This window comes from Myxococcus xanthus (assembly GCF_006402735.1).
GTDB classification, from domain to species: domain Bacteria; phylum Myxococcota; class Myxococcia; order Myxococcales; family Myxococcaceae; genus Myxococcus; species Myxococcus xanthus_A.
The window spans coordinates 4046932-4068288 of the sequence record NZ_CP017174.1 but is presented as its reverse complement, the minus strand read 5'-3'; the positions used below and the strand labels follow the sequence as shown (position 1 = coordinate 4068288).

General features: G+C 70.3%; 15 protein-coding genes. 6 read left to right on the top strand and 9 right to left on the bottom strand.

Annotated features, from left to right (window positions below):
- Window positions 1-34: 34 nt before the first annotated feature.
- From BHS09_RS17315 to BHS09_RS17305, 3 genes are read left to right on the top strand one after another with little or no spacing between them, the layout of a single operon-like run.
- The gene (locus tag BHS09_RS17315) at window positions 35-631 is read left to right on the top strand and encodes a hypothetical protein (RefSeq protein WP_237080402.1); all 597 of its coding nucleotides are present in this window, start codon (window positions 35-37) and stop codon (window positions 629-631) included.
- Window positions 628-1929, top strand: a complete 1302-nt coding sequence (locus BHS09_RS17310; protein WP_140798397.1) for a radical SAM protein — start codon at window positions 628-630, stop codon at window positions 1927-1929. The genes BHS09_RS17315 and BHS09_RS17310 overlap by 4 nt, the downstream gene beginning before the upstream one ends.
- Window positions 1920-2969, top strand: a complete 1050-nt coding sequence (locus BHS09_RS17305; RefSeq protein WP_140798396.1) for a formylglycine-generating enzyme family protein — start codon at window positions 1920-1922, stop codon at window positions 2967-2969. Before BHS09_RS17310 ends, BHS09_RS17305 begins: the two co-directional genes overlap by 10 nt.
- Before the next feature lie 22 nt (window positions 2970-2991).
- Here the strand turns inward: BHS09_RS17305 and BHS09_RS17300 are convergent, their stop codons facing one another.
- Window positions 2992-3858, bottom strand: a complete 867-nt coding sequence (locus BHS09_RS17300) for a 2-oxo acid dehydrogenase subunit E2 (RefSeq protein ID WP_140791412.1) — start codon at window positions 3856-3858, stop codon at window positions 2992-2994.
- 347 nt (window positions 3859-4205) lie between these two features.
- Between BHS09_RS17300 and BHS09_RS17295 the strand changes: the two genes are divergently transcribed.
- Window positions 4206-6305 carry a methyl-accepting chemotaxis protein gene (locus tag BHS09_RS17295; protein WP_418764026.1) on the top strand — a complete coding sequence of 700 codons (2100 nt, stop codon included), beginning with the start codon at window positions 4206-4208 and terminating at the stop codon, window positions 6303-6305.
- Between the two features lie 73 nt (window positions 6306-6378).
- Here the strand turns inward: BHS09_RS17295 and uvrA are convergent, their stop codons facing one another.
- From uvrA to opgC, 7 genes are all read right to left on the bottom strand, one after another.
- Entirely contained in the window at window positions 6379-8931 is a 2553-nt protein-coding gene (uvrA, locus tag BHS09_RS17290; RefSeq protein WP_140798395.1) for an excinuclease ABC subunit UvrA, read from the bottom strand.
- 117 nt (window positions 8932-9048) lie between these two features.
- Window positions 9049-10407: a sensor histidine kinase gene (locus BHS09_RS17285; RefSeq protein ID WP_140798394.1), complete on the bottom strand. Its 1359-nt coding sequence runs from the start codon at window positions 10405-10407 to the stop codon at window positions 9049-9051.
- Window positions 10404-11084 carry a response regulator transcription factor gene (locus BHS09_RS17280; RefSeq protein ID WP_174258803.1) on the bottom strand — a complete coding sequence of 227 codons (681 nt, stop codon included), beginning with the start codon at window positions 11082-11084 and terminating at the stop codon, window positions 10404-10406. The genes BHS09_RS17285 and BHS09_RS17280 overlap by 4 nt, the downstream gene beginning before the upstream one ends.
- Before the next feature lie 22 nt (window positions 11085-11106).
- The gene (locus BHS09_RS17275; RefSeq protein ID WP_140791403.1) at window positions 11107-14196 is read right to left on the bottom strand and encodes an efflux RND transporter permease subunit; all 3090 of its coding nucleotides are present in this window, start codon (window positions 14194-14196) and stop codon (window positions 11107-11109) included.
- Complete coding sequence (locus tag BHS09_RS17270) at window positions 14193-15302, bottom strand: efflux RND transporter periplasmic adaptor subunit (protein WP_140798393.1); 1110 nt, start codon at window positions 15300-15302, stop codon at window positions 14193-14195. Before BHS09_RS17270 ends, BHS09_RS17275 begins: the two co-directional genes overlap by 4 nt.
- The gene (locus BHS09_RS17265) at window positions 15299-16507 is read right to left on the bottom strand and encodes a TolC family protein (protein ID WP_237080401.1); all 1209 of its coding nucleotides are present in this window, start codon (window positions 16505-16507) and stop codon (window positions 15299-15301) included. The genes BHS09_RS17270 and BHS09_RS17265 overlap by 4 nt, the downstream gene beginning before the upstream one ends.
- 68 nt (window positions 16508-16575) lie before the next feature.
- Entirely contained in the window at window positions 16576-17688 is a 1113-nt protein-coding gene (gene opgC / locus BHS09_RS17260; protein ID WP_237080400.1) for an OpgC domain-containing protein, read from the bottom strand.
- Between the two features lie 481 nt (window positions 17689-18169).
- Between opgC and BHS09_RS17255 the strand changes: the two genes are divergently transcribed.
- Window positions 18170-19528 carry a hypothetical protein gene (locus BHS09_RS17255; protein ID WP_237078355.1) on the top strand — a complete coding sequence of 453 codons (1359 nt, stop codon included), beginning with the start codon at window positions 18170-18172 and terminating at the stop codon, window positions 19526-19528.
- Window positions 19529-19540: 12 nt separating this feature from the next.
- Here BHS09_RS17255 and BHS09_RS17250 read toward each other — a convergent pair whose 3' ends face one another.
- Window positions 19541-20755: an MFS transporter gene (locus BHS09_RS17250; protein ID WP_140791395.1), complete on the bottom strand. Its 1215-nt coding sequence runs from the start codon at window positions 20753-20755 to the stop codon at window positions 19541-19543.
- A 173-nt stretch (window positions 20756-20928) separates the two neighbouring features.
- Here BHS09_RS17250 and BHS09_RS17245 point away from each other — a divergent pair, with 173 nt between their 5' ends.
- Window positions 20929-21336: a hypothetical protein gene (locus BHS09_RS17245; protein WP_140798391.1), complete on the top strand. Its 408-nt coding sequence runs from the start codon at window positions 20929-20931 to the stop codon at window positions 21334-21336.
- Window positions 21337-21357: the final 21 nt, after the last annotated feature.

Below are 21357 nucleotides of genomic sequence, written 5' to 3'. Positions count from 1 at the left end.
CGCGGAGGTGCGCGGCGCGCGGTAGAACGCCGGCATGTCGGACTCGGACGACTTCCGTCTCAATGCGTTGGCGCGCTACCGCAAAACGTCGAGCCAGCTCGCGCTGGAGGTCCACAGCCACTGCGAGGTGCCCGCGGGCTGTGGCGGTGTGGTGCTTCGCTGGCGAAGACCCGGTGCGTCCATCGGCCTGTCGCTGTCCTCCTACTTGAAAGGCGTCCCAGATGGCCTGTTCCTCGATGGGAATCCCCTCATGGAACAACGGGTGAACGTCACCCCGGGTGCGCACGTCCTGTCTTTCGAAGTGAACCATCCCGGTGACAAGGGCTTCGTCCTGATGCAGGCCCGGCTGAATCCGGAGATCGCCAGCGCGCTCCACCCGGAACTGGCATCCGCTCCGGATGGCCGATGGAAGGCCACGACGCGGCCACCTCCCGAAGGCTGGCGCCTATCGGACTTCGCCGACGCGGGCTTCGCGCCGTTGGTGCAACGGCCCGTTCCCGAACCGAAGACGAACGAGCGCTGGCGGTGGCAGATGCTCACCGACGACGTCACGGGCCTGGGCCTGGCCTCGAGCGCCACGAAGGCCTGGGTGCGGTGGACATTCCACGTAGACAACGAGGGCTTCAAATGAGCCGCCCCTCCCTGGTGCTCATTCCGCAGCACTTCGGCGCCCTCCTCTTCGACCGGCGCTCCTCTCGCTACATGCCGTTCGACGCCCCCACAGCGGCCGTCCTCACCCGGCTCACCGAGCACACCGCGGACGACGTCATCGGCGATGCGGAGGATGACGACCGGGAGGCCATCATCGGGTTCGTCCAGCACCTGTCCACGAAGGGCTACCTCCGGATGGATGGCCGGCTGGCGGCGGCCCGCATCGACCGGGCCCCCCCATCCGACCACCTGCTGGGCCCGCTCGCCGTCCACCTGGAGGTCATTGGCGCGTGCAACCTCACGTGCACGCACTGCTTCGCGGGCGAGCTGCCGCGCAACCAGTCCCCGCTCTCCGTGAAGGAGATGGACGCGCTCTTCGCGCAGCTCGCCGGATTGGGCAGCTTCCGGCTGGGGCTCACCGGCGGCGAGCCGCTGATGCGCAAGGACCTGCTGGACATCCTCGACGCGGCGACGGGCCACGGGCTCCACCCCTGCATCACCACGAACGCGCTGCTCATCGACGAACGGTGGGCGCGTGAGCTCGGCAAGCGCGAGCTGGTGTGGCTGAACGTGTCGCTGGAAGGCGCCCAGGCGGGGACGAACGATGCCGTGCGAGGCGCTGGCGTCTTCGACCGGGTGATGGAGAAGCTCGCACTGCTCGGCCAACATGCGCGCTTCACCCTCGCCTTCACGCTGACGCGCGACAACGTGGAGGAAGTCGAGGCCTGCGTGGCGCTGGCCCGGCGGGTGGGCGCGCATACCGCCGTCTTCCGCCCGCTGTATCCCGTCGGCACCGCCACCCGGCACCCGGAGCTGATGCCCACGTTCGACGGCTACGTGGACGCACTCGCGCGGCTGGAGCGCGTCGAAGCCGACTCGGACCTCTTCGCGCTCGACCCCTTCAGTCCTTCTGCGCGGGAGGAGCTGCGCGGCGTGGTGACGGAGGGCCCGGGCTGCGGCGCGGCGAACACGGTTGCCTCCATCTCCGTCCAGGGCAACGTGAATCCGTGCAGCTTCCTGGGCCGGGCCTTCGAGTCTGGCAACATCCGGACGCGGCCGTTCGAGGACATCTGGCGAGACGGCCAGGCCTTCCAGCGCCTCCGAGCGAAGCAGGTGGGAGACCGCTTCACCGGGGGCTGCCGCGCGCGTGCGCAGTTCTACAATGGCTCCGCGTTCGCGGAGGATCCCTGGCAGGCCCAGGCCCAGGGACCTGGCCAGGCGTCACATCCACTGCCCGTGCTCGGCGTAGCGCGGGGACAGGGGGGCGCATGTCGGTGATTCAAGCCGCGCTGGGAAAAGCCCGGGCTCAGCGTGCCAGTGGAGACCTGGAAGGCGCCGCCGCGACGCTGGACGCGGTGGCCTGGCAAGCGCGCGAGGACGCTCTACCGCTGCTCCAGGACGTGTTGGAACAGCTCACCGTCATCGAGAACGGCTTCGTGTTCCGCTATGTCCCTGGGGGCACGTTCATCATGGGCAGCGACGACGGCGAGCCCGACGAGCGCCCCGCCCACGCGGTGACGTTGTCCGCTTTCTGGATGAGCGACACGCCGCTGTCCTGGAGCGCCTTCGTTCGCCTCCTGGATTGGCCTGAACCGCCCGAGTTCCCCACGGACGAACAGCTCGGCGGATTCGCCGACAGTTTCGCGTACTTCAACGACTCGAAGATTCGTCTGCAGTACTGCGAGAACGACACCCTGCAGGCTAGGGACTGGCACGCCCACGCCATCCACACCCAGTGGAAAACGGGCGACGGCGTCATCAAGACCTCACAGGAGTTGTTCGGCACGCCAGCGCGCGCGGGCGAGGGCCCGCTGCGCTACGACCAGAAGCCCATGGTCGCGGTCGCTCCTTCGCTCGCGGAACGGTTCGCGCGGCGCTTGAGCACGCCTTCCGTCACCTATCGCCTGCCCACCGAAGCCGAATGGGAGCGCGCGGCGCGGGGCTGCTTCCGAGGCGCGGCGTACCCTTGGGGGAACGAACCTCCGGACGCGAGCCGCGCGGACTTCGACCGCTTCAACGACTTCTCTCTGCGCCCCATGCGCGCCTTCCCGCCCAACGACTACGGCCTCTTCGGCATGGCGGGCGGCGTGAGCCAGTGGTGCCAGGACCACTACGACGCCGACTACTACCGGCGCTCGCCAAAGACGTCCCCCCTGTGCGTGCTGGGCGAGCGCATCCCCGAGCGCGTCCACGTCCTGCGCGGCGGCTCATGGGCGGACTGCGCGGACGCCCTACGGGTCAGCTTCCGCTCCGCGAGCGACACCGGGGCGGCGCCCAACATCGGCTTCCGCCTGGTCCGGGTTCCCTCGCGGAGGTGACTCAGCCGGCCAGTGGGCCGCCCTACCCCACGGCGGCGACCGGAGCCGCATCGGCGGTCTCCGGAAGCGCGTCGAAATTCTCGAACGGGTTCTCCAGCATCTCCCGGAGCGTGTTGGCGAGCACGCCCGCGTGGAACCCGTCGATGAAGCGGTGGTCGAACGTGGCGTTGATGTTCATCACCTTGCCCGGCACCACCTTGCCGTCCTCCACCACGGGCACCTCCTTCACCGCGCCGGGCGCGACGAAGATGGGCACGCGCGTGTACGGCGCCAGCGGGACGTAGGCCGTGTCCAGCCCCAGCGAGCCCACGTTCGTGATGATGGCGGACCCGAAGGCGTCCTTCGGCATGCCGAACCGGCTCATGTCCAGGTTCAGCGTGTACATGAAGAAGGACAGCAGCCAGGTGAAGGTGTTGAGGAACAGGTAGGGAATCTTCTGGATGGTGCCCTTGCCCTTCTCCAGGGCCACGTCCCGACGCTCGCGGACGCGGCGCACCGCCTCCTCCAGGTCGTTGGCAATCTCCTTCAGGTTCTTCTTGTCCGCGTCCTCGATGCGGGCCGACGTGAGGTCCACCTTGCCGCCGTCCGTCTGGACGACGAGCGTGGACAGCGTCACGCGCTGGCGCAGGTAGATGCGGTTGAAGCGGAGGATGGCGTTCGCGTCCGGGCAGCGGCGCAGCGCCTCGCCCATGGCCTTGGCCACCAGGTGCGTCACCGTGAGCCGCACGCCCGTGCGCTGACGGAAGGCCTCGATGTAGGCCATCGCCTTGTCCATGCGGACGGTCAGCGTTCCGTAGACGGTGGGGTCGTACGCCGTCTTCCAACTTCCAATCGCAAGCTTGCGAAAGCTCGACAGGTCCCGCTTGGGGATCAACTCCAGATGCGCCATGGCCCCAGTGTCGCCGCTTGGCCCACCCCAAGGGAAGGGCGGGCCCCCGGCTGACGCCCCTGCCCGCCTCGGACTCAACATGACGCACCGGGTCGCCGTTCAAACCCGATCGGAACGTGGTCCAGACGCGGAGGATCACCCTGCTTTCCAGGAACAACCTTGCCAGTGGGCCGCTTCCCCCATGACCTGCTGGAACGAGGAATTCACCGGAAGTATAAAATTCGCGGCATTCATTGCCTGACACGCTCTCTGTGGACGCCAATTCCAAGCAACGGCAATCGATTCTCGGGAGAGGTCGGGAAGACCCATTTACATTCGGTGCCCGGGCGGAAGACCATACGCACTCCATGGCTGGCTTCCGCTTCTGTTCCGCCCTCTTGCTGATGTTTGCCCTCACGTCCTCGGCCCATGCCGCCGAGGCGGGACCTCCTGTCAACGTGCTCGACGGGTGGCGCTTCCGGTGGGGTGACTCCCCCGTGGGCTCGGAGGGCACGCCCCTGTGGGCGAAGGAAACGGGGGACTCGAAGGAATGGCGGACCACCCCCGCGCTCGCGGCGCCGGAGGGACGCGGCGACCACAAGTTCATGTGGCTCAGCATCCCCATCCCCGACGGCGGCTGGACGGACCCCGCGCTGTACCTGGGCGAGATCACCCACGCGATCGAGGTGTACGCCAACGGCCAGCACATCTACACGAGTGGCAAGATCCGGCCGGACAGCTACGAGATTGGTGAGAACCTGTCCTGGCACATCGTGCCCCTGCCGCGCGACGCGCAGGGCAAGCGCGTGCTGCTGCGCATCCAGTCCAGCAATCCCAACATCGGCGTGTCCCAGGCCGCGCAGGTGGGCTCGAAGTATGACCTGCTGGTCTACGTGACGCGCCAGGGCCAGGCGCCCTTCGTCATCTGCTGCCTGCTGCTGGCGGTGGCGCTCGGCGCGGGTGGTGCCTTCGCGCTCCACTGGCGGCGCCGGATGCTGGCGGGTCTGGCGGTCTCCGCGGCGAGCGGCGGCCTGATCCTCCTGGGCCTGAGCGGCATGCCCACGGCGCTGTGGGGCTCGTCCGCCACCGCGACGCTGGGCACCACGATGGGCATCTTCCTGCTCGTCGCCGGTCTGATGGAGTTCGTCTCGGACGCGCTGCTCGACAACCGGCGCGGCTGGTTCCAGAAGGCGGCCATGGTGTTCTCGCCCGTGGCGGGCGTGTGCGCCCTGGCGACGCTCCTGGACCTGGGCATCGGGCAGCGCATCCTCGTTCCCTTCCTCCCCATGGCGATGGTGGTGCTGCTGGTGGTGCTCTCGGTGGCCCTCACCCAGGCGTGGCTGGGCAACCCGGACGCGCGCCTCTTCGTCGGTGGCTTCGCGGGGCTCGTCCTCTCCATCGTCCTCACCATCCTCCCCGTCATCGGCCTGGTGGGCTGGTCGCTGGGCAACGTCACGCACTGGGGCTACGTCGCGTTGACGCTGTCGCTGCTGGGCATCGTCACCCGCCGCTCCATCATGGTGGTGCGCACGCTTGAAGCGCACACCCACCAGTTGGAGGCGCGCGCGCAGGAAGTGCGCAACCTGGCCGAGCGCATGGGCAACGGCGCTGGCGAGCTCTCCACGGTGGTGCAGCAGCTCCGCTCGTCCAGCGACGAGCAGACCGAGGGCGTCAGCCGTCAGGCCGTGGCGCTCCAGGAGGCGGAGCAGACGGTGAAGGAGATCCGCCGCAGCTCGCAGATGACGGCGGAGAAGGCCAGCGCGCTCGCGGCTTCCGCGGAGAGCGCCGAACAGGTGGGCCGCGAGGGAACGGCCGCCCTGGAGCGCACGCTGTCGGACCTGGCGGCCATCCGCACCGAGGTCTCCGACATGGCCCGGCGCATCTTCGCGCTCGACGAGCGCACCCGCGAGGTCTCCGGCATCGTGGACTCCGTGAAGGACCTGGCGGACCAGTCCAACATGCTGGCCATCAACGCCGCCATCGAGGCAGCGCGCAGTGGTGAGAGCGGCCGTGGCTTCGGCGTGGTGGCCCGGGAGATGCGCGGCCTGGCGGACCAGTCCATCCAGGCCACGCACCGCATCCGCGAGGTGCTCGACGGCGTCAGCAACAGCATGCGTGAGGCGGCCCGCTCCAGTGAGAAGGGCGACGAGCGCGTGCGGCTGAGCCTTGACGCCGTGCGGACCTCCAGCGCGCAGTTCCAGCAGCTGGCCGACATCATCGGCGACACCAGCTCCAGCGTGCGGCAGATCACCGCCGCCGTCAGCGCGCAGGACGCGGGCACCCACCAGATGGCCCAGGCCATCCAGGAGCTGTCCGGACAGATGCAGCGCACGCTGAAGACGGTGCAAGAGACGCAGGAAGCCACCCGCTCCGTGCAGTCGCTCGCGGAGAGCATGTCCGGCATGGCCAGCCAGACGCTCAAGGCGGAAGGCCTGTCCGTGCCCGCGACGCAGGCGCAGGCGCGCTGATTCCGCGGCCTCCACCTCCGAGCCCGGCGGCCCTCAAGGCCAAGGCTCGGAGGCTCCGGCGGGCGCTGGAAGCTCAGCCCAGCGCCTCCTCCAGGAAGGGCGCGGTCTGGCTGAAGGGCAGGCCCACCACCTCCTCCGGTGGCGCCGCCACCACCACCCGCCCACCCTTGTCCCCAGCGCCCGTCCCCATGTCGATGACCCAGTCGCTGGCGGCCACCACGCGCATGTCGTGCTCGACGAGGATGACGGTGTTGCCGGAGGCCACCAGTCCCTCCAACTGCGTCATCAGCTTGTCCACGTCGGAGGGGTGCAGGCCCGTGGTGGGCTCGTCCAGCACGTACAGCGTGCTGCCGCGCTGGGCCCGCTGAAGCTCCGTGGCCAGCTTGATGCGTTGGGCCTCGCCGCCGGACAGCTCGGTCGCGGGCTGCCCCAGCCGTAGGTAGCCCAACCCCACCTCCCGCAGGACGGCGAGGGGGCGCTGCACCAGGGGCTCTTCGCTGAAGAAGTCGTGGGCCGCGTCCACCGTCATGCCCAGCACCTCGGCGATGTTCTTGCCCCGGTACTGAATCTCCAGCGTCTTGGCGTTGTAGCGGGCCCCCTGACACGTGGGGCACGGCGCGTAGACGCTGGGCAGGAAGAGCAGCTCCACGCTGACGAAGCCCTCGCCCTCACACGTCTCGCAGCGGCCCTTGGCCACGTTGAAGGAGAAGCGGCCCACGTCATAGCGCCGGGAGCGGGCGGCGGGCGTCGCGGCGAAGAGCTTGCGGACGTTGTCGAACAGCCCCGTGTACGTCGCCAGGTTGGAGCGCGGCGTGCGTCCAATGGGCTTCTGGTCCACCTGCACCAGTCGCTTGATGCCCTCCATGCCGGAGGCAATCCTGCCGCCGGTGGTGTGGATGACCGTGCGCTCCAGCGACTCTCCCTCCTCCTCGTTCTCCGGCACCGCGTGGCCCAGGTGTCCGGCCACCAGCTCCACCAGGACCTGGCTCACGAGGCTCGACTTCCCGGAGCCGGAGACGCCCGTCACCGTGGTGAGGACGCCCAGCGGGAAGTCGACGTCCAGTTCCTTCAGGTTGTTGCGCGACACGCCTTGCAGGCGCAGCCAACCCTTGGGCGAACGCCGCGTGCCGCGGTGCTTCTCCGCGTCGCCGAAGAGATAGCGCCGCGTCCGGGACGCCTTCACCGCCTTCAGGCCTTCGAGCGGGCCGCTGTAGAGAATCTGTCCGCCCTGCTCGCCCGCGTCGGGCCCCACGTCGACAATCCAGTCCGCGTGGCGGATGACGTCCACCTCGTGCTCCACCACGAACAAGGAGTTGCCTTGGCCCTTGAGCTGGTCCAGCGCCTTCAGCAGCGCCGCGGTGTCCGCGGGGTGCAGCCCGGCGGACGGCTCATCGAGCACGTACACCACGCCGAACAGGTTGGAGCGCACCTGCGTGGCCAGCCGCAGGCGCTGGAGCTCGCCAGGAGACAGCGTGGGCGTGCCGCGCTCGAGCGACAGATAGCCCAGGCCCAGCTCCGTCAGGACGTTGACGCGCTCCAACACATCATGGGCGATGCGCTGGGCCACCAGCGCCTTCTCCGGATGCGCGCGGGCGAGCGTGGCCACGTCCTTGGCCGTTCCATCCGCCACGGGCGCGAGCAGGTCCGTGAGCTCGCTGAGCGGCAGGCGCGACAGCTCGCCGATGTCGAGCCCCGCGAAGGTGACGGACAGGGACTCGCGGCGCAGCCGCTTGCCGTGGCATTCGGGACAGTCGCCGCTCACCATGTATTGCGAGACGCGCTTCTTCATCAGCGCGCTCTGCGTGGTGGCGAAGGTCTGAAGCACGTAGCGCCGGGCACCCGTGAAGGTCCCCATATAGCTGGGCGGCTCCTTGCGCTTGAGCGCCCGCTGCGTCTCGGCCGGCGTGAAGCCCGCGTAGACGGGCACCGTGGGCTGCTCGTCCGTGAAGAGAATCCAATCCCGGACCTTCTTCGGCAGCTCCCGCCACGGCCGGTCGACGTCGTGCCCCAGCGTCACCAGGATGTCACGCAGGTTCTGTCCGTGCCACGCGGGCGGCCAGGCGGCAATCGCCCGCTCCCGGATGGTGAGCGAGTCATCCGGCACCATGGACTTCTCGGTGGCGTCGTAGATGCGGCCCAGCCCGTGGCACTTGGGGCACGCGCCCGCGGGCGTGTTGGGGGAAAAGGCATCCGAATCCAGGTGCGGCTGCCCCCGCGGATACGTGCCCGCGCGCGAGTACAGCAGCCGCAACGAGTTCGCCAGCGTCGTCACGCTGCCCACGGACGAGCGCGTGGTGGGCGCGCCCCGGTGCTGCTGGAGCGCCACGGCCGGGGGCAGCCCGTCGATGGCGTCGACCTCCGGCACACCGGCCTGGTCGATGAGACGGCGCGCATAGGGGGCCACGGATTCGAAGTACCGCCGCTGCGCCTCCGCGTAGAGCGTGCCGAACGCCAGCGACGACTTGCCCGAGCCCGACACACCGGTGAACACGACGAACGCGTCACGAGGAATTCGGACGTCGATGTTCTTCAGGTTGTGCTGGCGGGCGCCGCGCACCGCCACGAAGCCCTGCTCGGCGGAACCTGATGAAGCTGGGTGTTGCTTCGAACGACGAGCCCTGGCCATGCGCCCCACGCTGAGTTGTCGGAAGGGATGGATTCCGGCGTCGTTGTACCCGAGGCGGATGTGGGAGACACGCGGGAACACGGGCCATGGCCCAGGACCCCACGAACGCTCCCGGGCTCACCTGCCAGGCAGCGTCAGCAGCACCCGCGCGCCCGGGCCCGGGCTCTCCACCACGCGCGCGTCGCCGCCATGGCCTCGCGCCACCTCGCGCACGAGACTGAGTCCCAGCCCCACGCCCCCCGCGTCCCGCTCCAGGCGGTGGAAAGGCGTGAAGACGTCCTCACGGTGCGCCTCCGGGATGCCGCGCCCCTCGTCCTGGACAGCGACTTCCCAATGCGCGTCCCGGTGCACCAGCTCCACTCGCACCTCGGACCCACGAGGCGCGTAACGGAGGGCGTTGGCCAGCAGGTTGTCCACCGCTCGACGAACGGCCATCGCATCCATCCGGCAGTCGGCCTCGTCGGGGCCCACCACGCGCAGCGACACACCGCGACGGTCCGCCTCCGCCCAAGCCCCCGCGGCGGCTTCGTCGAGCAGCCCGCGCAAATCCCCCTGTTGCAAATCGAGGGCACCGCCCGCCGCCGACAGCTCCAACAGCGCACCGGCGACGCTGGCCAGCCGGTCCACCTCGCGCCGGTTCTCCTCCAGCACGGTGCGAAGCTCCTCCGCGCCCCGCTCGCGTCGCAGCGCCAGGTCCAAGCCTGTGCGCATGAGGGCCAGCGGCGTGCGCAGCTCGTGCGCGGCGCGCGCGATGAGGCGTTCCTGCGCTTCACGCGCCGCGCGCACGCGCACCGCGGCCTCGGTCAGCGCCAGGCGCACCTCCATGATTTCGTCCCGGGGCTCATCCACGGGCACGGGGGCCACCATGCCTCCGTCGCGCGAGCGAGCCACCTGGTCCGCGATGCCGTGAAGCCGTCGCGCGAGCCCCCTCGCCTGCCAGCCCTGGATGCCAATCAGCACCCCGCCCAGGAGCAGCGCCAGCACGGTCGCGACGGAGGTGAAGGTGCCCACCGCCTGGTCCACCGTCCCCAGGGACGCCACCAACTGCAGGACATGGGGCACGCCCTTCGGCGAGCGCACCTGCACCGTCAGCACGCGAAGCCGCAGGCCCGTGCCCAGACGCTGCGTCTCCAGCCGCGACGTGGGCCCGTCCTCGGGTAGCACCCGTTCGTAGACAGTGGGTGACTCAGGCGGAAAGACGGAAAGCAGCGTCCCATCCGGTCCGTAGAGCCGGGTCGCGGGGACGAAGGCACGCACCTCTCCCGCCAACGGGGAGGGCTCCACGTGCAGATGCGGGCGCCCATCCGGAGCGTCGAAGAGGCTCACGCTCTCCGCCGCGGCTTGCGACAGCAAGGCTTCGTCCAGGGTCCGCTCGAGCACCACGCGGAACACCTGGACGGCCACGCCCAGCGCGGCGACCACCGCCACCACGGGAACCACCGCGCCCCACAGCCACATCCGCCGGACCAACCTCACCGAGCGCCCTCAATCACCAACCGGAAGCCCACCCCACGCACCGCCTGGATGGTCACCCCTTCCGCGCCCACCTCGGTCAGCTTCGTGCGCACGTAGCCCACGTAGACGTCCACGATGTTGGGAGGCCCATCGAAGCTGGGGCCCCACACCTTCGCCAGCAGGCTGGAGCGGGTGTGGACCTCGCCCGCGCGCGAAGCCAGCTCACCCAGCAGGGCGAACTCGCGGCCCGTCAAGGCCACCTCACGGTCGCCACACGTCAACATCCGCCGCCGGGCATCGATGTGGATGGACCCTCCGCCCCAGGACTGCGTCTGGCCCTCGGAGCGGCGGTGCAGCGCCTCCAGGCGCGCGAGCAGTTCCTCGAAGGCAAAGGGCTTCACCAGGTAGTCATCCGCGCCAGCACGCAGGCCCGTCACTCGCTCCCCCACCGTGCCGCGGGCGGTGAGCATCAGCACCGGCGTCATCAAGCCGCGTTCGCGCCAGCGCCGCAGCAGCGCCACGCCGTCCATGCCGGGCAGGGCCCAGTCGAGGATGATGGCGTCGTAGGCCACCTCGCCTGCCTGGTCGAGCGCGTCCTCCGCCGTGCGGCAGGTGTCCACGAGGTGGCCCTCTTCCCCGAGCCCCCGCCGGAGCAGGTTCGCCATCCGCTCCTCGTCTTCCACCAGCAGCAGCCTCACGGCACCGGCCTCCTTCGCCCCATCATGCACGCGTCTGCGTGCGCGTCCCACCCGCGAACCATGGGTAGAGCGTGGGGAGGATGACCAGGGTCAACAGCGTGGAGGTGACGAGCCCGCCCACCACCACCGTGGCCAGGGGCCGCTGCACCTCGGCGCCTACCCCGCGAGCGAGCATCATCGGGATGAAGCCCAGCGCCGCCACCAGCGCCGTCATCAACACGGGCCGGGCCCGCTCGCGTGCCGCCATCACCACCGCCTCGCCGGGAGCATGGCCGTCCGCTTCGAGCCGCTGTTCGCGCGACATCAGCACGACGCCGTTGAGCACCGCGATGCCGGACAGCGCGATGAAGCCCACCGCCGCGGAGATGGACACGGGCAGGTCCCGGGCCGCCAGCGCCATCATCCCGCCCACGCACGCGAAGGGGACGTTGGCGAAGATGGCCAAAGCGGGACGCATGCGGCGGAAGGCGAACAGCAGCACGGCGAAGATGAGGAGGGCCACGGCGGGAAGCACCAGCGAAAGCCTTTGCCGTGCCTCCGTCAAGGTCTCGTACTGACCGCCCCACTCGAGCCGATAGCCATCAGGCGGAGCGAGCGCCTGCTCCACGCGGCTCCGTGCCCGCTCCACCACCGTCCCCAGGTCCGCGCCGCGCACGTTGAAGCCCACCACCAGCCGGCGCTGGCCCCCTTCCCGGCTCACCAGCCCGGGCGAGGACGTCAACCGCACGTCGGCCACGCGGGAGAGCGGCACCAGGCCCCCCGTCTCCGTGGGGAGTGGCAACTCGGACAGGGAGAAGGCATCGGACGCGCCCGTCAACCGCAGGACGATGGGCACGCGCACCGCCCCATCCCAGGTAGCGCCCACCTCCACGCCACTGCGCACCGCGCTCACCGCCTCCAGCACATCCACCGCGCCCAGGCCCGCACGGGCCGAATCCAGCGAGCGCGGCGTCACCTCGAAGAGCGGCACCTCCGGCGGAGCGAGTACACGCACGTCCACGGCACCCGGTTCCTGGCTCAACAGCGCCGCGGCCCGGCGAGCCAGGCGCCCGAGCTCGGTCAGGTCCTCGCCGTAGATGCTGAGCGCCACGTCCGTCACCGCGCCCCCGAGCAGCTCGTTGAAGCGCATCTGGATGGGCTGCGTGAAGGACGGGTCTCCACCTGGGACACGGGCTTCCAGCACCTGCCCCATCTCCTCGATGAGCGACTCACGGGTGAGCCCGGGCCGCCACGCATCCCTCGGCGCCAACGACACGAAGACGTCCGCCATCTCCAAGCCCATGATGTCCGTGGCCACCGCGGGGCTGCCCACGCGCGAGACGACCTGGCGGACCTCCGGAATCGCTTCGAGCAGGACTCGCTCCATCCGGCCCGCTTCGCTCACCGCCGCGTCCAGGCTGATATCGGGGACACGCGTGGTTTGAATCACCATGTCGCCTTCGTCCAACTGCGGCGTGAACTCCGTACCCGCGCGAGCGAAGATCCACCCACCCACGGCCAACAGGAACACGGCCACGGCGGCCACGGGCACGCGCCGGCGCACGCTCTGACGCAACACCGGGGCGTAGAGACGCTCGAACCAGCGGACCAGCAGTGGCTCGCGCGCGGGGACGTGCTCGGGGCGAATCAGCCAACTCGCGGCGGCGGGGATGAAGGTCAACGACAGCAGCAGCGCGGTGGCCAGCGCGAAGACGACGGTCATCGCCATGGGCCGGAACATCTTCCCGTCCACCCCTCGCAGGGACAGGATGGGCAGGTACACGAGCAGGATGATGAGCACGGAGAAGAAGACGGGACGGGCCAGGGACACGGCCGTCTCCTCGACGTGCTCACGGGGCGGTCGCTTTTTCTCCTCCGGCGACAGATGCGCCAGCCGGTGGAACAGGCCCTCCACCATCACCACCGCGCCATCCACCAGCAGGCCGAAGTCGATGGCTCCCAGGCTCATCAGGTTGCCGGGGATGTCCAGCGCCACCATGGCCGTGGTCGCGCCCAGCATGGACAACGGAATGGCCGAAGCGACCAGCAGGCCCGCGCGCACGCTGCCGAGCAACAGGAAGAGGACGCCCACGACGAGCAGCCCTCCTTCCAGCAGGTTCTTGCCCACGGTGCGCACCGTGCCGCGCACCAACGTGGCGCGGTCGTAGACGACGTCCAACCGCACGTCCTCGGGCAGCAGCGCTCGCACATCGGGTAGCGCGTCGGAGATGGCGCTCGTCACGGCGAGCGCATTGGCATCCCGGAGCATCTGCACCATGACGTAGACCGTCTCGCCGCGCCCATTGGAGGTGGCGCTGCCAATGCGAGGCAGCGCGCCTTCGGTGACCTCGGCCACGTCGCCCAGGCGCACGGCCATGGCCCCAGGCCGGGGAATCAACGCCTCCGCCAGGTCGGCCGGCGCCCGAGGCCGCGCCACGGCGCGAATCAGGACGTGGCGCTCTCCCACCGGAAGGCTCGCGCCCGGAGCGCTGCCGGTGGCTCGCTCCAGCGCGTCACGCAACTGCGCGAGCGTCACGCCCCGCTGGGCCAGACGCACCGCGTCCGCGCGCACCTCCAGCGTGCGCTGGTGGCCTCCCCAGCTGTTGACCTCCACCACGCCCGGCACCGAACGCAGGCGGGGCGCCACGCGAAACTGCGTCAGCTCGAGCAACTGCGCGCCCGTGCGCTCCGGCGAGGACAGCGTGAAGTGGAAGACCTCGCCCAACCCACCGGTGAGCGGCCCCAGCTCCGGTGGGTCCACGCCCGGGGGCAGCGTGGAGCCGAGCACGTTGAGGCGCTCCTGCACCTGCTGCCGGGCCCGGTACGGGTCCACGCCGTCCGCGAACACGGCGGTGACGGAGGAAAGGCCATAGCGGGACAGGCTGCGCTGCTCCTCGAGTCCTGGCATGCCGCCCAGGGCCACCTCCACCGGCCGCGTCACCAGCCGCTCCACCTCCTCGGGCGTCAGGCCGGGCGCACGCGTGAGAACGAGCACCTGGTTCGTGGTGATATCCGGCATCGCGTCCAGCTCCAGGCGGAGCGACACCGCGACGCCCGCCAGCGCGAGCACGCCCGTGAGGGCCAGGACCCAGACCCGGTGACGCACCGACCAGCGCACGAGGGCTTCAATCACGGCGTCACCTCATCGCCGTCACCGGCCTGAGACTCCAACAGCAGCGCCGCGCCGTCAGCGGCGACCGCGTCCCGGGCAGACAGCGGCCCTTTCACCAAGGCCTCCGCGCCGGAGGTGGCCAGCACCTCCACCTCCTGGAGCACGGCCTGTCCCTCACCGCCGCGCGTGAAGACGACCGTGCGCGCGCGGTCGAAGGCCAGGGCGCGCGCGGGTACCAGCACCGTGTCCTCGCCCGCGGCGGCCTGGATGCGCAACCGGCCACCTTGCCCAGCGCGCAGCACGGCGGCGGTGTCCTCTGGCTCGAACCACGCACGCCACGTTCCATCCGCGGCGTCCACGACCGGGGACTGCCCCACCCACCGCACCGGAACGGCGATGCCCTGGGATGACACGAAGGCGAAGCTGGCGTCCACGGGAGGACGCACGGACAGCCGGGCCTCCAGGCGCGCGGGACCGTCGGCGGCCACCCGCACCAAGGCGGCACTGGCCTCCGGCTGCATCTCCCCCAGCACCGCGCGCACCTCCGTGACGATTCCTCCGATGGGGCTCTTGAGCCAGACGGTGCCGCGCTCCGCCACGCCCCGGGCCTCCCCGGGAGAAATGCCCGCCACGCGCAGCACCGCGTGCGCCGCGACCAGGGCGGCGCGGGCCTCGGCCTGTTGCGTCTGGGCGTCGGCCAGGTCGGGCAGCTTCGCCAGGCCCTGGGCATGAAGCGCCTCCAGGCGTTCCACCTGCCGCGAATAGGCCTCCAGCCGCAGCGAGGCGGCGCTGGCGGCCCCCGCCGCCTCCACCACCTCCGGCATCAGCACCTCCACCAGCGGGTCTCCCGCCTTGACCTGCTGACCCGGCCGCGCGCGCACCTGCTGCACTCGGGCGCGGAACGGCGCGGAGAGCGCGGCGACGGCGTCCGGGCTGGACAGCACCAGCGCGGGAGCCTCCGCCAGGGCCACGCGAGACGCCGCGCGCACGGGCACCCACGCCGAAGCCGCGGAGGCGCGCGCGGGGGGCGGCGCGGGAGGAACCTCCGCGGTGGAGGAACCGGACGTGCACGCCCCGGACAGGACGAGCATCGGCACAGCGACGAAACGACGGACGAAGGGCGTCATGGCAGAGCGGAGAGCAGGAGGTGGAGCCGCGCGGCGGCGAGCGAGGCTTCGCCACGGGCGAGCGCGAGCCGGATGTTGGCGGCGGCCCGGGCGCGGCGGGCGCGCAGGACGTCAGGCAGCGTGCTCTGGCCCGCGCGCAGCAACACGTCGGCCAGTCGCGCGGCCTCTTCGGCCTTGGGCGCCAGGGACTTCTCGACGACGGAGAGCTGCGCTGCGGTGTGCTCGCGCTCACGGAACGCCAGGGCCAGCTCCGCGGCGGCGCGCAGCGCGGCTTCCTGGGCTTCGCCCTCCAGACGTTCAGCGGCGGCGAGGAGCGCGCCACGCTCGCGCTGACCCGCGTCGAACATCGGCGGCGTCACACCCACCATCAGCAGGCCACTGAGCCCGCCGTAGTACTCACGCACGCCCTGCGCGCCCACCGTCACCTGCCAGCCCCGCGCGGCCCGGACCTCCGCCGCGCGGGCCCGCTCCGCCACACCCAGCAGGCGCCGGGCCTCCGCCTCTGGAAGCTCGGAGGCGCGCGCCAGCCAGCGCGCTTCTTCAGAAGACGGCGGCAATGCCACTTCCGGCAGCGCCTCCGCGACCACCAGGTGCGCATCGGGCTGACGGCTCACCAGCACCGCCAACGACAGCCGCGCGTGGGTCACCTCCGCCTCGCGAGCCAGGAGCGCCACCTGGGCCTCGGCCTCGAACCCTTCCGCTTCGGCCAGCTCCAACCGGGTGGCGCCGCCCAGCGCCAGCGCATCCGCGACAGAGGTGCGCAGCGCACCCGCCAACGTCGCTTCCTGCTTGGCCGTCGCCGCGGCCTGCTGGGCCGACCAGAGCGTCAGCCAGGCCCGCGCCACCTCCAGCCGGCGGTTCAGCAGCGCGGCCACGGCTTCCCGCTCCAGCGCCCGGGTCTCCGCGCTCGCCGCGTCGCGCTGGGCCCCCGCCAGGTTCGACAGGAAGAGCGGTTGCTCCACCGACACCGTCAGCTCGAAGCCTGGGCCCTCGGGCTGGGCGCGCCGCCCCGGCACCACGCTGAGCGTGGGGTTGGCGGCGAGCCACGGCAACCGCGCGTCCCACACACGCCGCGTTTCCACGGCGCGCGCCAGGCTCGCGGGCAGCGCGGATTTCGCGGCCAGCGCCTGGGACTCGGCGAAGGTGAGTGGAGGGGACTCTCGCGCCGGGGCCGCGGCGAGGAGTGTGACGAGAAGGACCCACATGCCGCGCACCCTAAGGAGGGCGCGCGCATGCCGTTTGAGGGCATCCTGAGAGAATTCTCAGAGAAGCCCTATGGGGTGTGACTGTTGCGCAGCGCGGCCGCCTGTCTGCACGCCACCAGCAGCATCACGGTGAACGTGGCCACCAGCACGACGACCTCTTCCCAGTCGGCCAGCGGGTCCTCGTTCTCATTGAGCAGCGCCAGGCTGAGCAGGCACAGCACCAGGTGCACGGAGAACACGGGCAGGGACGCACGACCCAGCGCCTCCAGCACGCGGGGGCGCAGCCAGCGGAACACCTTGGGGCTCAGCCAGCTCGCCAGCAGCGCCACGGCCAGGAAGTTCACCAGCCGCACGGGCGCCAGGGTCCACTTGTCGACGAGGGCGCCATACAGGTCCATGTCGATGCTGAAGATGCCCACCTGGTAGCGCATCAGCAGCAACGCCACGCTCACCACCAGCGCCCCGCTGAGGAGCACGGGCGAGACGACCTCGCGCTTCTCCGGCGCCGTGGCACGGCCCACGCCCAGCCACACGCCCAGCACCCACAGGAACTGCCAGGCGAATAAGTCGAAGGCCCCCGACAGCTCGATGCGCAGCGGTGGCCACGGCAGCACCGGGATGAACACCAGCAAATCGTAGAGCGCGCGCTTCAAGCCCAGCTGCGCCGACAACCACACCAACCCGCTCAGACACAGGATGCGCGTCCACCCCGCCTTGCGCGCGCCCAGCAGGATGAAGGGGGTCAGCAACAGCAGCACGACGTAGAGCGGGAGGATGTCGAGCAGCGGTGGACAATAGAGCAGGAACAAGCTGCTCCACAGCGCGGTGACGGGGTCCTCGTGGAAGAAGCCCAGCAGGTTGTGGATGGCGGGACGGTGCGTCGCCATGCCCAACGTCCCGATGACCGCGAACGCGAACGCCAGCAGCGCCACATGGTAGCCGTAGACCTTGAGCGCACGCTGCCAGAGGCTGCGCCACAGCACGTTCGGATCCGCCGCTTCAATCTTGTTGGTGTACACCACGCCCACTAGGAACGCGGACAGGAAGACGAAGCCCTCGGCCGCGGAGACGAATCCGAAAGGCTGGTTGCTGATCGTGTTCAGTCGCGTCGGCAGGTGCGTCAGCGTCATCAACACGAGCAGGATGCCGCGCAGGCTGTCGAACTCGGGTCTGCGATTCATGTGGACGAAGGTCGGCTTGAAGGGTTCTCGGGTCAGGTGGGCCGTTGAGGATGCCCACAACGGAGGATTCCACACCGTCCATAACCCATTCCGACAGGTCAGGCCCAGCGCCCGCACGCAGGGTTCCACCCTCCAAGGAAGTGGAACGTCCGCCAGCGCGCGTCCTCTGCTCAGCAGAGCGAGTCGAGCCCCAACGCGGAGCGGCTGGCCGCCTCGGCCCGCTCCATGGCGGCGAGCATGAAGCTCAGCACGGGCGGTACGCAGCGAGTCTTCATTCCCGTCTGAGCGGACTACACACGCAGTCTGTGTAACAGCGAGCACAGCACACACGCACGCTCTGTAACTGGCTAGGCTATGCGCGCCACGGGTCCACCGGGCGCCGCCGCCAGTGGCAGCGCATCCAGGTCAGGCCCCGCGGCTGCACGGCGGGCCGGTCATGGCCCTCTCACTGCCCGGTCCCGCCGGGTACAGGAGAACCTGGATGCTCACATCGAAGAATCCCCAGCGCTTTCTGCACGCGGCACTCCTCTGCGCCCTGTCCTGGAGCGGCCAGGCGATGGCCTCCGGCGCGGAGGAGCTTGCCCCCGCCGACGCGAAGGCGCGGATCCATCCCCAGAACGCGAGGGCCCTGTTGCGCGCGGAGCGCCTCCTCGCGTCCGAGCCTCACTTCCTCCCGCCGCCGCTGCCCGACTGTCCCGGGATGATCGACAACGGCGTCGTCCGCCTCGGCGTTGCACCGGCGGGCCACCTGAACCTCCCCTGCCCCACCAACGCGGTCTCCAGCGGCACCTTCGGCACCCGCACGATTGGCTTGCGCTACCTGCCCACCAACGGCGAGGCCGCCGCGCCAGGCAGCGCGTGTGAGGGCTGGGGCGTCGCGAGCGCCGACCTGGGCATCTCCGGCTACAGCTCCGCGGACTGCGGCGCGTCCTCCAACCTCACGGTGGAGATCAACGCGCCGTCGCCCATCTCCACCATGTCGGTGGTGCGCGTGGGGAACACGTTCCGGGTGACGCACATCTACACGCCGTCGCCGGTGACGAACCATCTGTACCAGGTGGACGTCCTCATCGAGAACATCGGCACGGCCTTCATCTCCGACCTGCGCTACACGCGCGGCATCGACTACGACATCCTGCCCAACACCTTCTCCGAATACGTCACCGTCGCGGGCACCGCGGGCAACCCCTGGGTGGTGAGCGCGGTCGACAACAACTTCGTGTCACTGAACCCGCTGGCCATCAACTACTCGCTCATGGGCGGCACGGGTGACTTCACCAACGTGGGCCCTGGGGACCTGGGCGCGCAGCTCGACTTCCGGCTGGGCTCGCTCGCCGTCGGACAGGTCCGCTCCTTCCGGACGTTCTACGGCGCCGCGGGCAACCAGGCTGACGCGCTCAATGCCCTGTCGGCCGTGGGCGCGAGCACGTACTCGCTGGCCAAGGGAAACTGGAACGGCACCGGAGACCCGCTGAGCCCCACCGGCGCACCGACGGGGACGTTCGGCGCGACCACCGGCCAGCCGAACACCTTCATGTATGGCTTCCGCCCGCCGGAGTCGCCGACGAGCTGCACGGTGGAGTGCCCCGGCTTCCTGTCCCACGGTGTCTACACCGTGGACCACTCGGGCAACCTGGACCGCTGCGTCGTCAACGGCCAGTACGCGAACAACACCGTGGCCGTCACCTACCTGTTCGGCGAACGCGTCGAGTTCACGTGCAGCGACTACGGCAGCCCGCATGGCAATCCGTGCAACGTCGGTCCCGGCGCTGACACCTGCAACCTGGCGGCCTTCCAGAGCCTGTGCAGCAGCCCGACGTTCGCGCAGTACTGCCTGTAAGCGGCCCCGCGCTCAGACCTTCAAGCTCGACGGCGGCGGCGCGTCCGGAACGCGCCGCCGCAGGAGCGAAGCCCCCACCAACAGCGCGACGCCCGCCGCCACCGCCCCACTGGTGAAGGGCGCACCAGGCCCCAGCCGTGAGTAGAGGAAGCCGCTCCACACCGGCCCCACCACGCGCGCGAGCCCGCCCGCCGACTGCACCACGCCCAGCACCCCGCCACGCAGCTCGCGCCCCGCGAACCCGGAGGCCAGGCTGGCCATCAGCGGCTGCAACAGGCCCGTCCCCGAGCCGACCAGCACCATGGCCAGCACCAACATGGCACCGTGGCTCGCGGCGGCGATGCACGTGAGCCCGGTCCCCATGCACGCGGCGCCCACCAGCACCAACGTCGTGTCCCGGACCCGGCGCGTCAGCCAACCAATGACGAAGGCCTGAAGCACGAAGGTGACGAGGCCCATCAACGCGAAGAGCCGCCCGATCTCCAGCTCGCCCCAGCCGAACCGCGCCTGGGCCAACAGCCCCAGCGACACCTGGAGGTTCGTCATCCCGATGAACACCAGGAACGTCAAAGCCAGCACCGCGCCCAACCCGGGCCGAGCCAGGACGTCGGCCAGCCGCACCCGGGGACGGCCTTGCTCCTCGTGCCGCTCCGCCTGCGGTCGGTGCGTCTCCGGAAAGAAGAAGAGCACGCCCAGCATCGCCGCCGCCGCCATCACCGCGCCCGCCAGCGGTGGCGCCCAGGCGCCATGCACATGGAGGAGGCTGCCGATGACGGGCCCCAGCACCATGCCCAGGCCAATGCCCGCGCCGACGAGCCCCATGCCCGCCGCCCGCCCACGCTCGTCCGTGACGTCCGCCACCGCCGCCTGACACGCCGCCAGGTTGCCCGCGGTGGCTCCCGCGAGCAGCCGCGACGCGAACAACCACGGCAGCCATTGGACGTGGGTGGAGTACGCGAACAGGGCCATGGAGATCGCGTTGCCCAGCAGGCTCAGCAGGATGACGGGGCGGCGCCCCACCCGGTCCGACAGCCGCCCCAGCACCGGCGAGGCGACGAGCTGCGCGAAGGAGAACAACGCCAGCAGCACCCCCGCCGTCGTGGCCGTCCCGCCCATGGACTCCACGTAGAACGGCAGCAACGGGATGATGAGGCCGAAGCCCACCAGGTCCAGGAACACCGTGACGAAGACGAGCGCCCGTACCCGTCGCTGCACGTTCCGGGGCACGGGAGAAGTCCATGATGGCGGGGGCATGCGCCTGATGATTGACGGCCCCGCCCGCCAGGGGAACAGGTTTCGCGCTCGGCGAATGGCCAGACCCAGCTGTGATAGACTTCACATCCCCGGAACCCCTGCGCAGCGACAGGGACCCAGCCTCGGGGATTGAGAGGAACGTCGCCATGCCTTCCCGCCGACACAGTCTGTCCTGGAGCGTCGCCGTCCTGCTGACCTTCGCGGCGACCGCCGCGAGCGCGGAGTCCCCTGATCCCAACGTCGCCGTGGCGAGCGCGGCGGTGTGCTCGCAGAGCGTGCAGTCCGACTTGGAGGTCAGCGAGCCGGACCTCTCGGGCCTCGCCTGTGTCATCGTCCGGTGCAGCTCCGAGCAGCAGTGCTGGGACGCATGCCCAACGGCGCGAACGGCGACATGTTCCCGCAACGCTTGCAGCTACACGTACGGCGGTGGAGGCGGTGGTGGAGGAGGAGGCGGCGGCGGTCCGAAGTGCCCGGTGACGAAGTGTAGCGATGACGCGGACTGTGTCTGCCGCGGCGTCCAGGGGTACTGCGCGAACCGGGCCTGCGCCTACTGAGACACACTGCCCGCCAGGGTC

Excerpts from the sequence above, each read along its gene's own strand:
- BHS09_RS17315 (WP_237080402.1), top strand. The coding sequence starts at position 35 with ATGTCGGACTCGGACGACTTCCGTCTCAATGCGTTGGCGCGCTACCGC.
- BHS09_RS17310 (WP_140798397.1), top strand. The coding sequence starts at position 628 with ATGAGCCGCCCCTCCCTGGTGCTCATTCCGCAGCACTTCGGCGCCCTC.
- BHS09_RS17305 (WP_140798396.1), top strand. The coding sequence starts at position 1,920 with ATGTCGGTGATTCAAGCCGCGCTGGGAAAAGCCCGGGCTCAGCGTGCC.
- BHS09_RS17300 (WP_140791412.1), bottom strand. The coding sequence starts at position 3,858 with ATGGCGCATCTGGAGTTGATCCCCAAGCGGGACCTGTCGAGCTTTCGC.
- BHS09_RS17295 (WP_418764026.1), top strand. The coding sequence starts at position 4,206 with ATGGCTGGCTTCCGCTTCTGTTCCGCCCTCTTGCTGATGTTTGCCCTC.
- uvrA (WP_140798395.1), bottom strand. The coding sequence starts at position 8,931 with ATGGCCAGGGCTCGTCGTTCGAAGCAACACCCAGCTTCATCAGGTTCC.
- BHS09_RS17270 (WP_140798393.1), bottom strand. The coding sequence starts at position 15,302 with ATGACGCCCTTCGTCCGTCGTTTCGTCGCTGTGCCGATGCTCGTCCTG.
- BHS09_RS17265 (WP_237080401.1), bottom strand. The coding sequence starts at position 16,507 with ATGTGGGTCCTTCTCGTCACACTCCTCGCCGCGGCCCCGGCGCGAGAG.
- opgC (WP_237080400.1), bottom strand. The coding sequence starts at position 17,688 with ATGAATCGCAGACCCGAGTTCGACAGCCTGCGCGGCATCCTGCTCGTG.
- BHS09_RS17255 (WP_237078355.1), top strand. The coding sequence starts at position 18,170 with ATGCTCACATCGAAGAATCCCCAGCGCTTTCTGCACGCGGCACTCCTC.
- BHS09_RS17245 (WP_140798391.1), top strand. The coding sequence starts at position 20,929 with ATGCCTTCCCGCCGACACAGTCTGTCCTGGAGCGTCGCCGTCCTGCTG.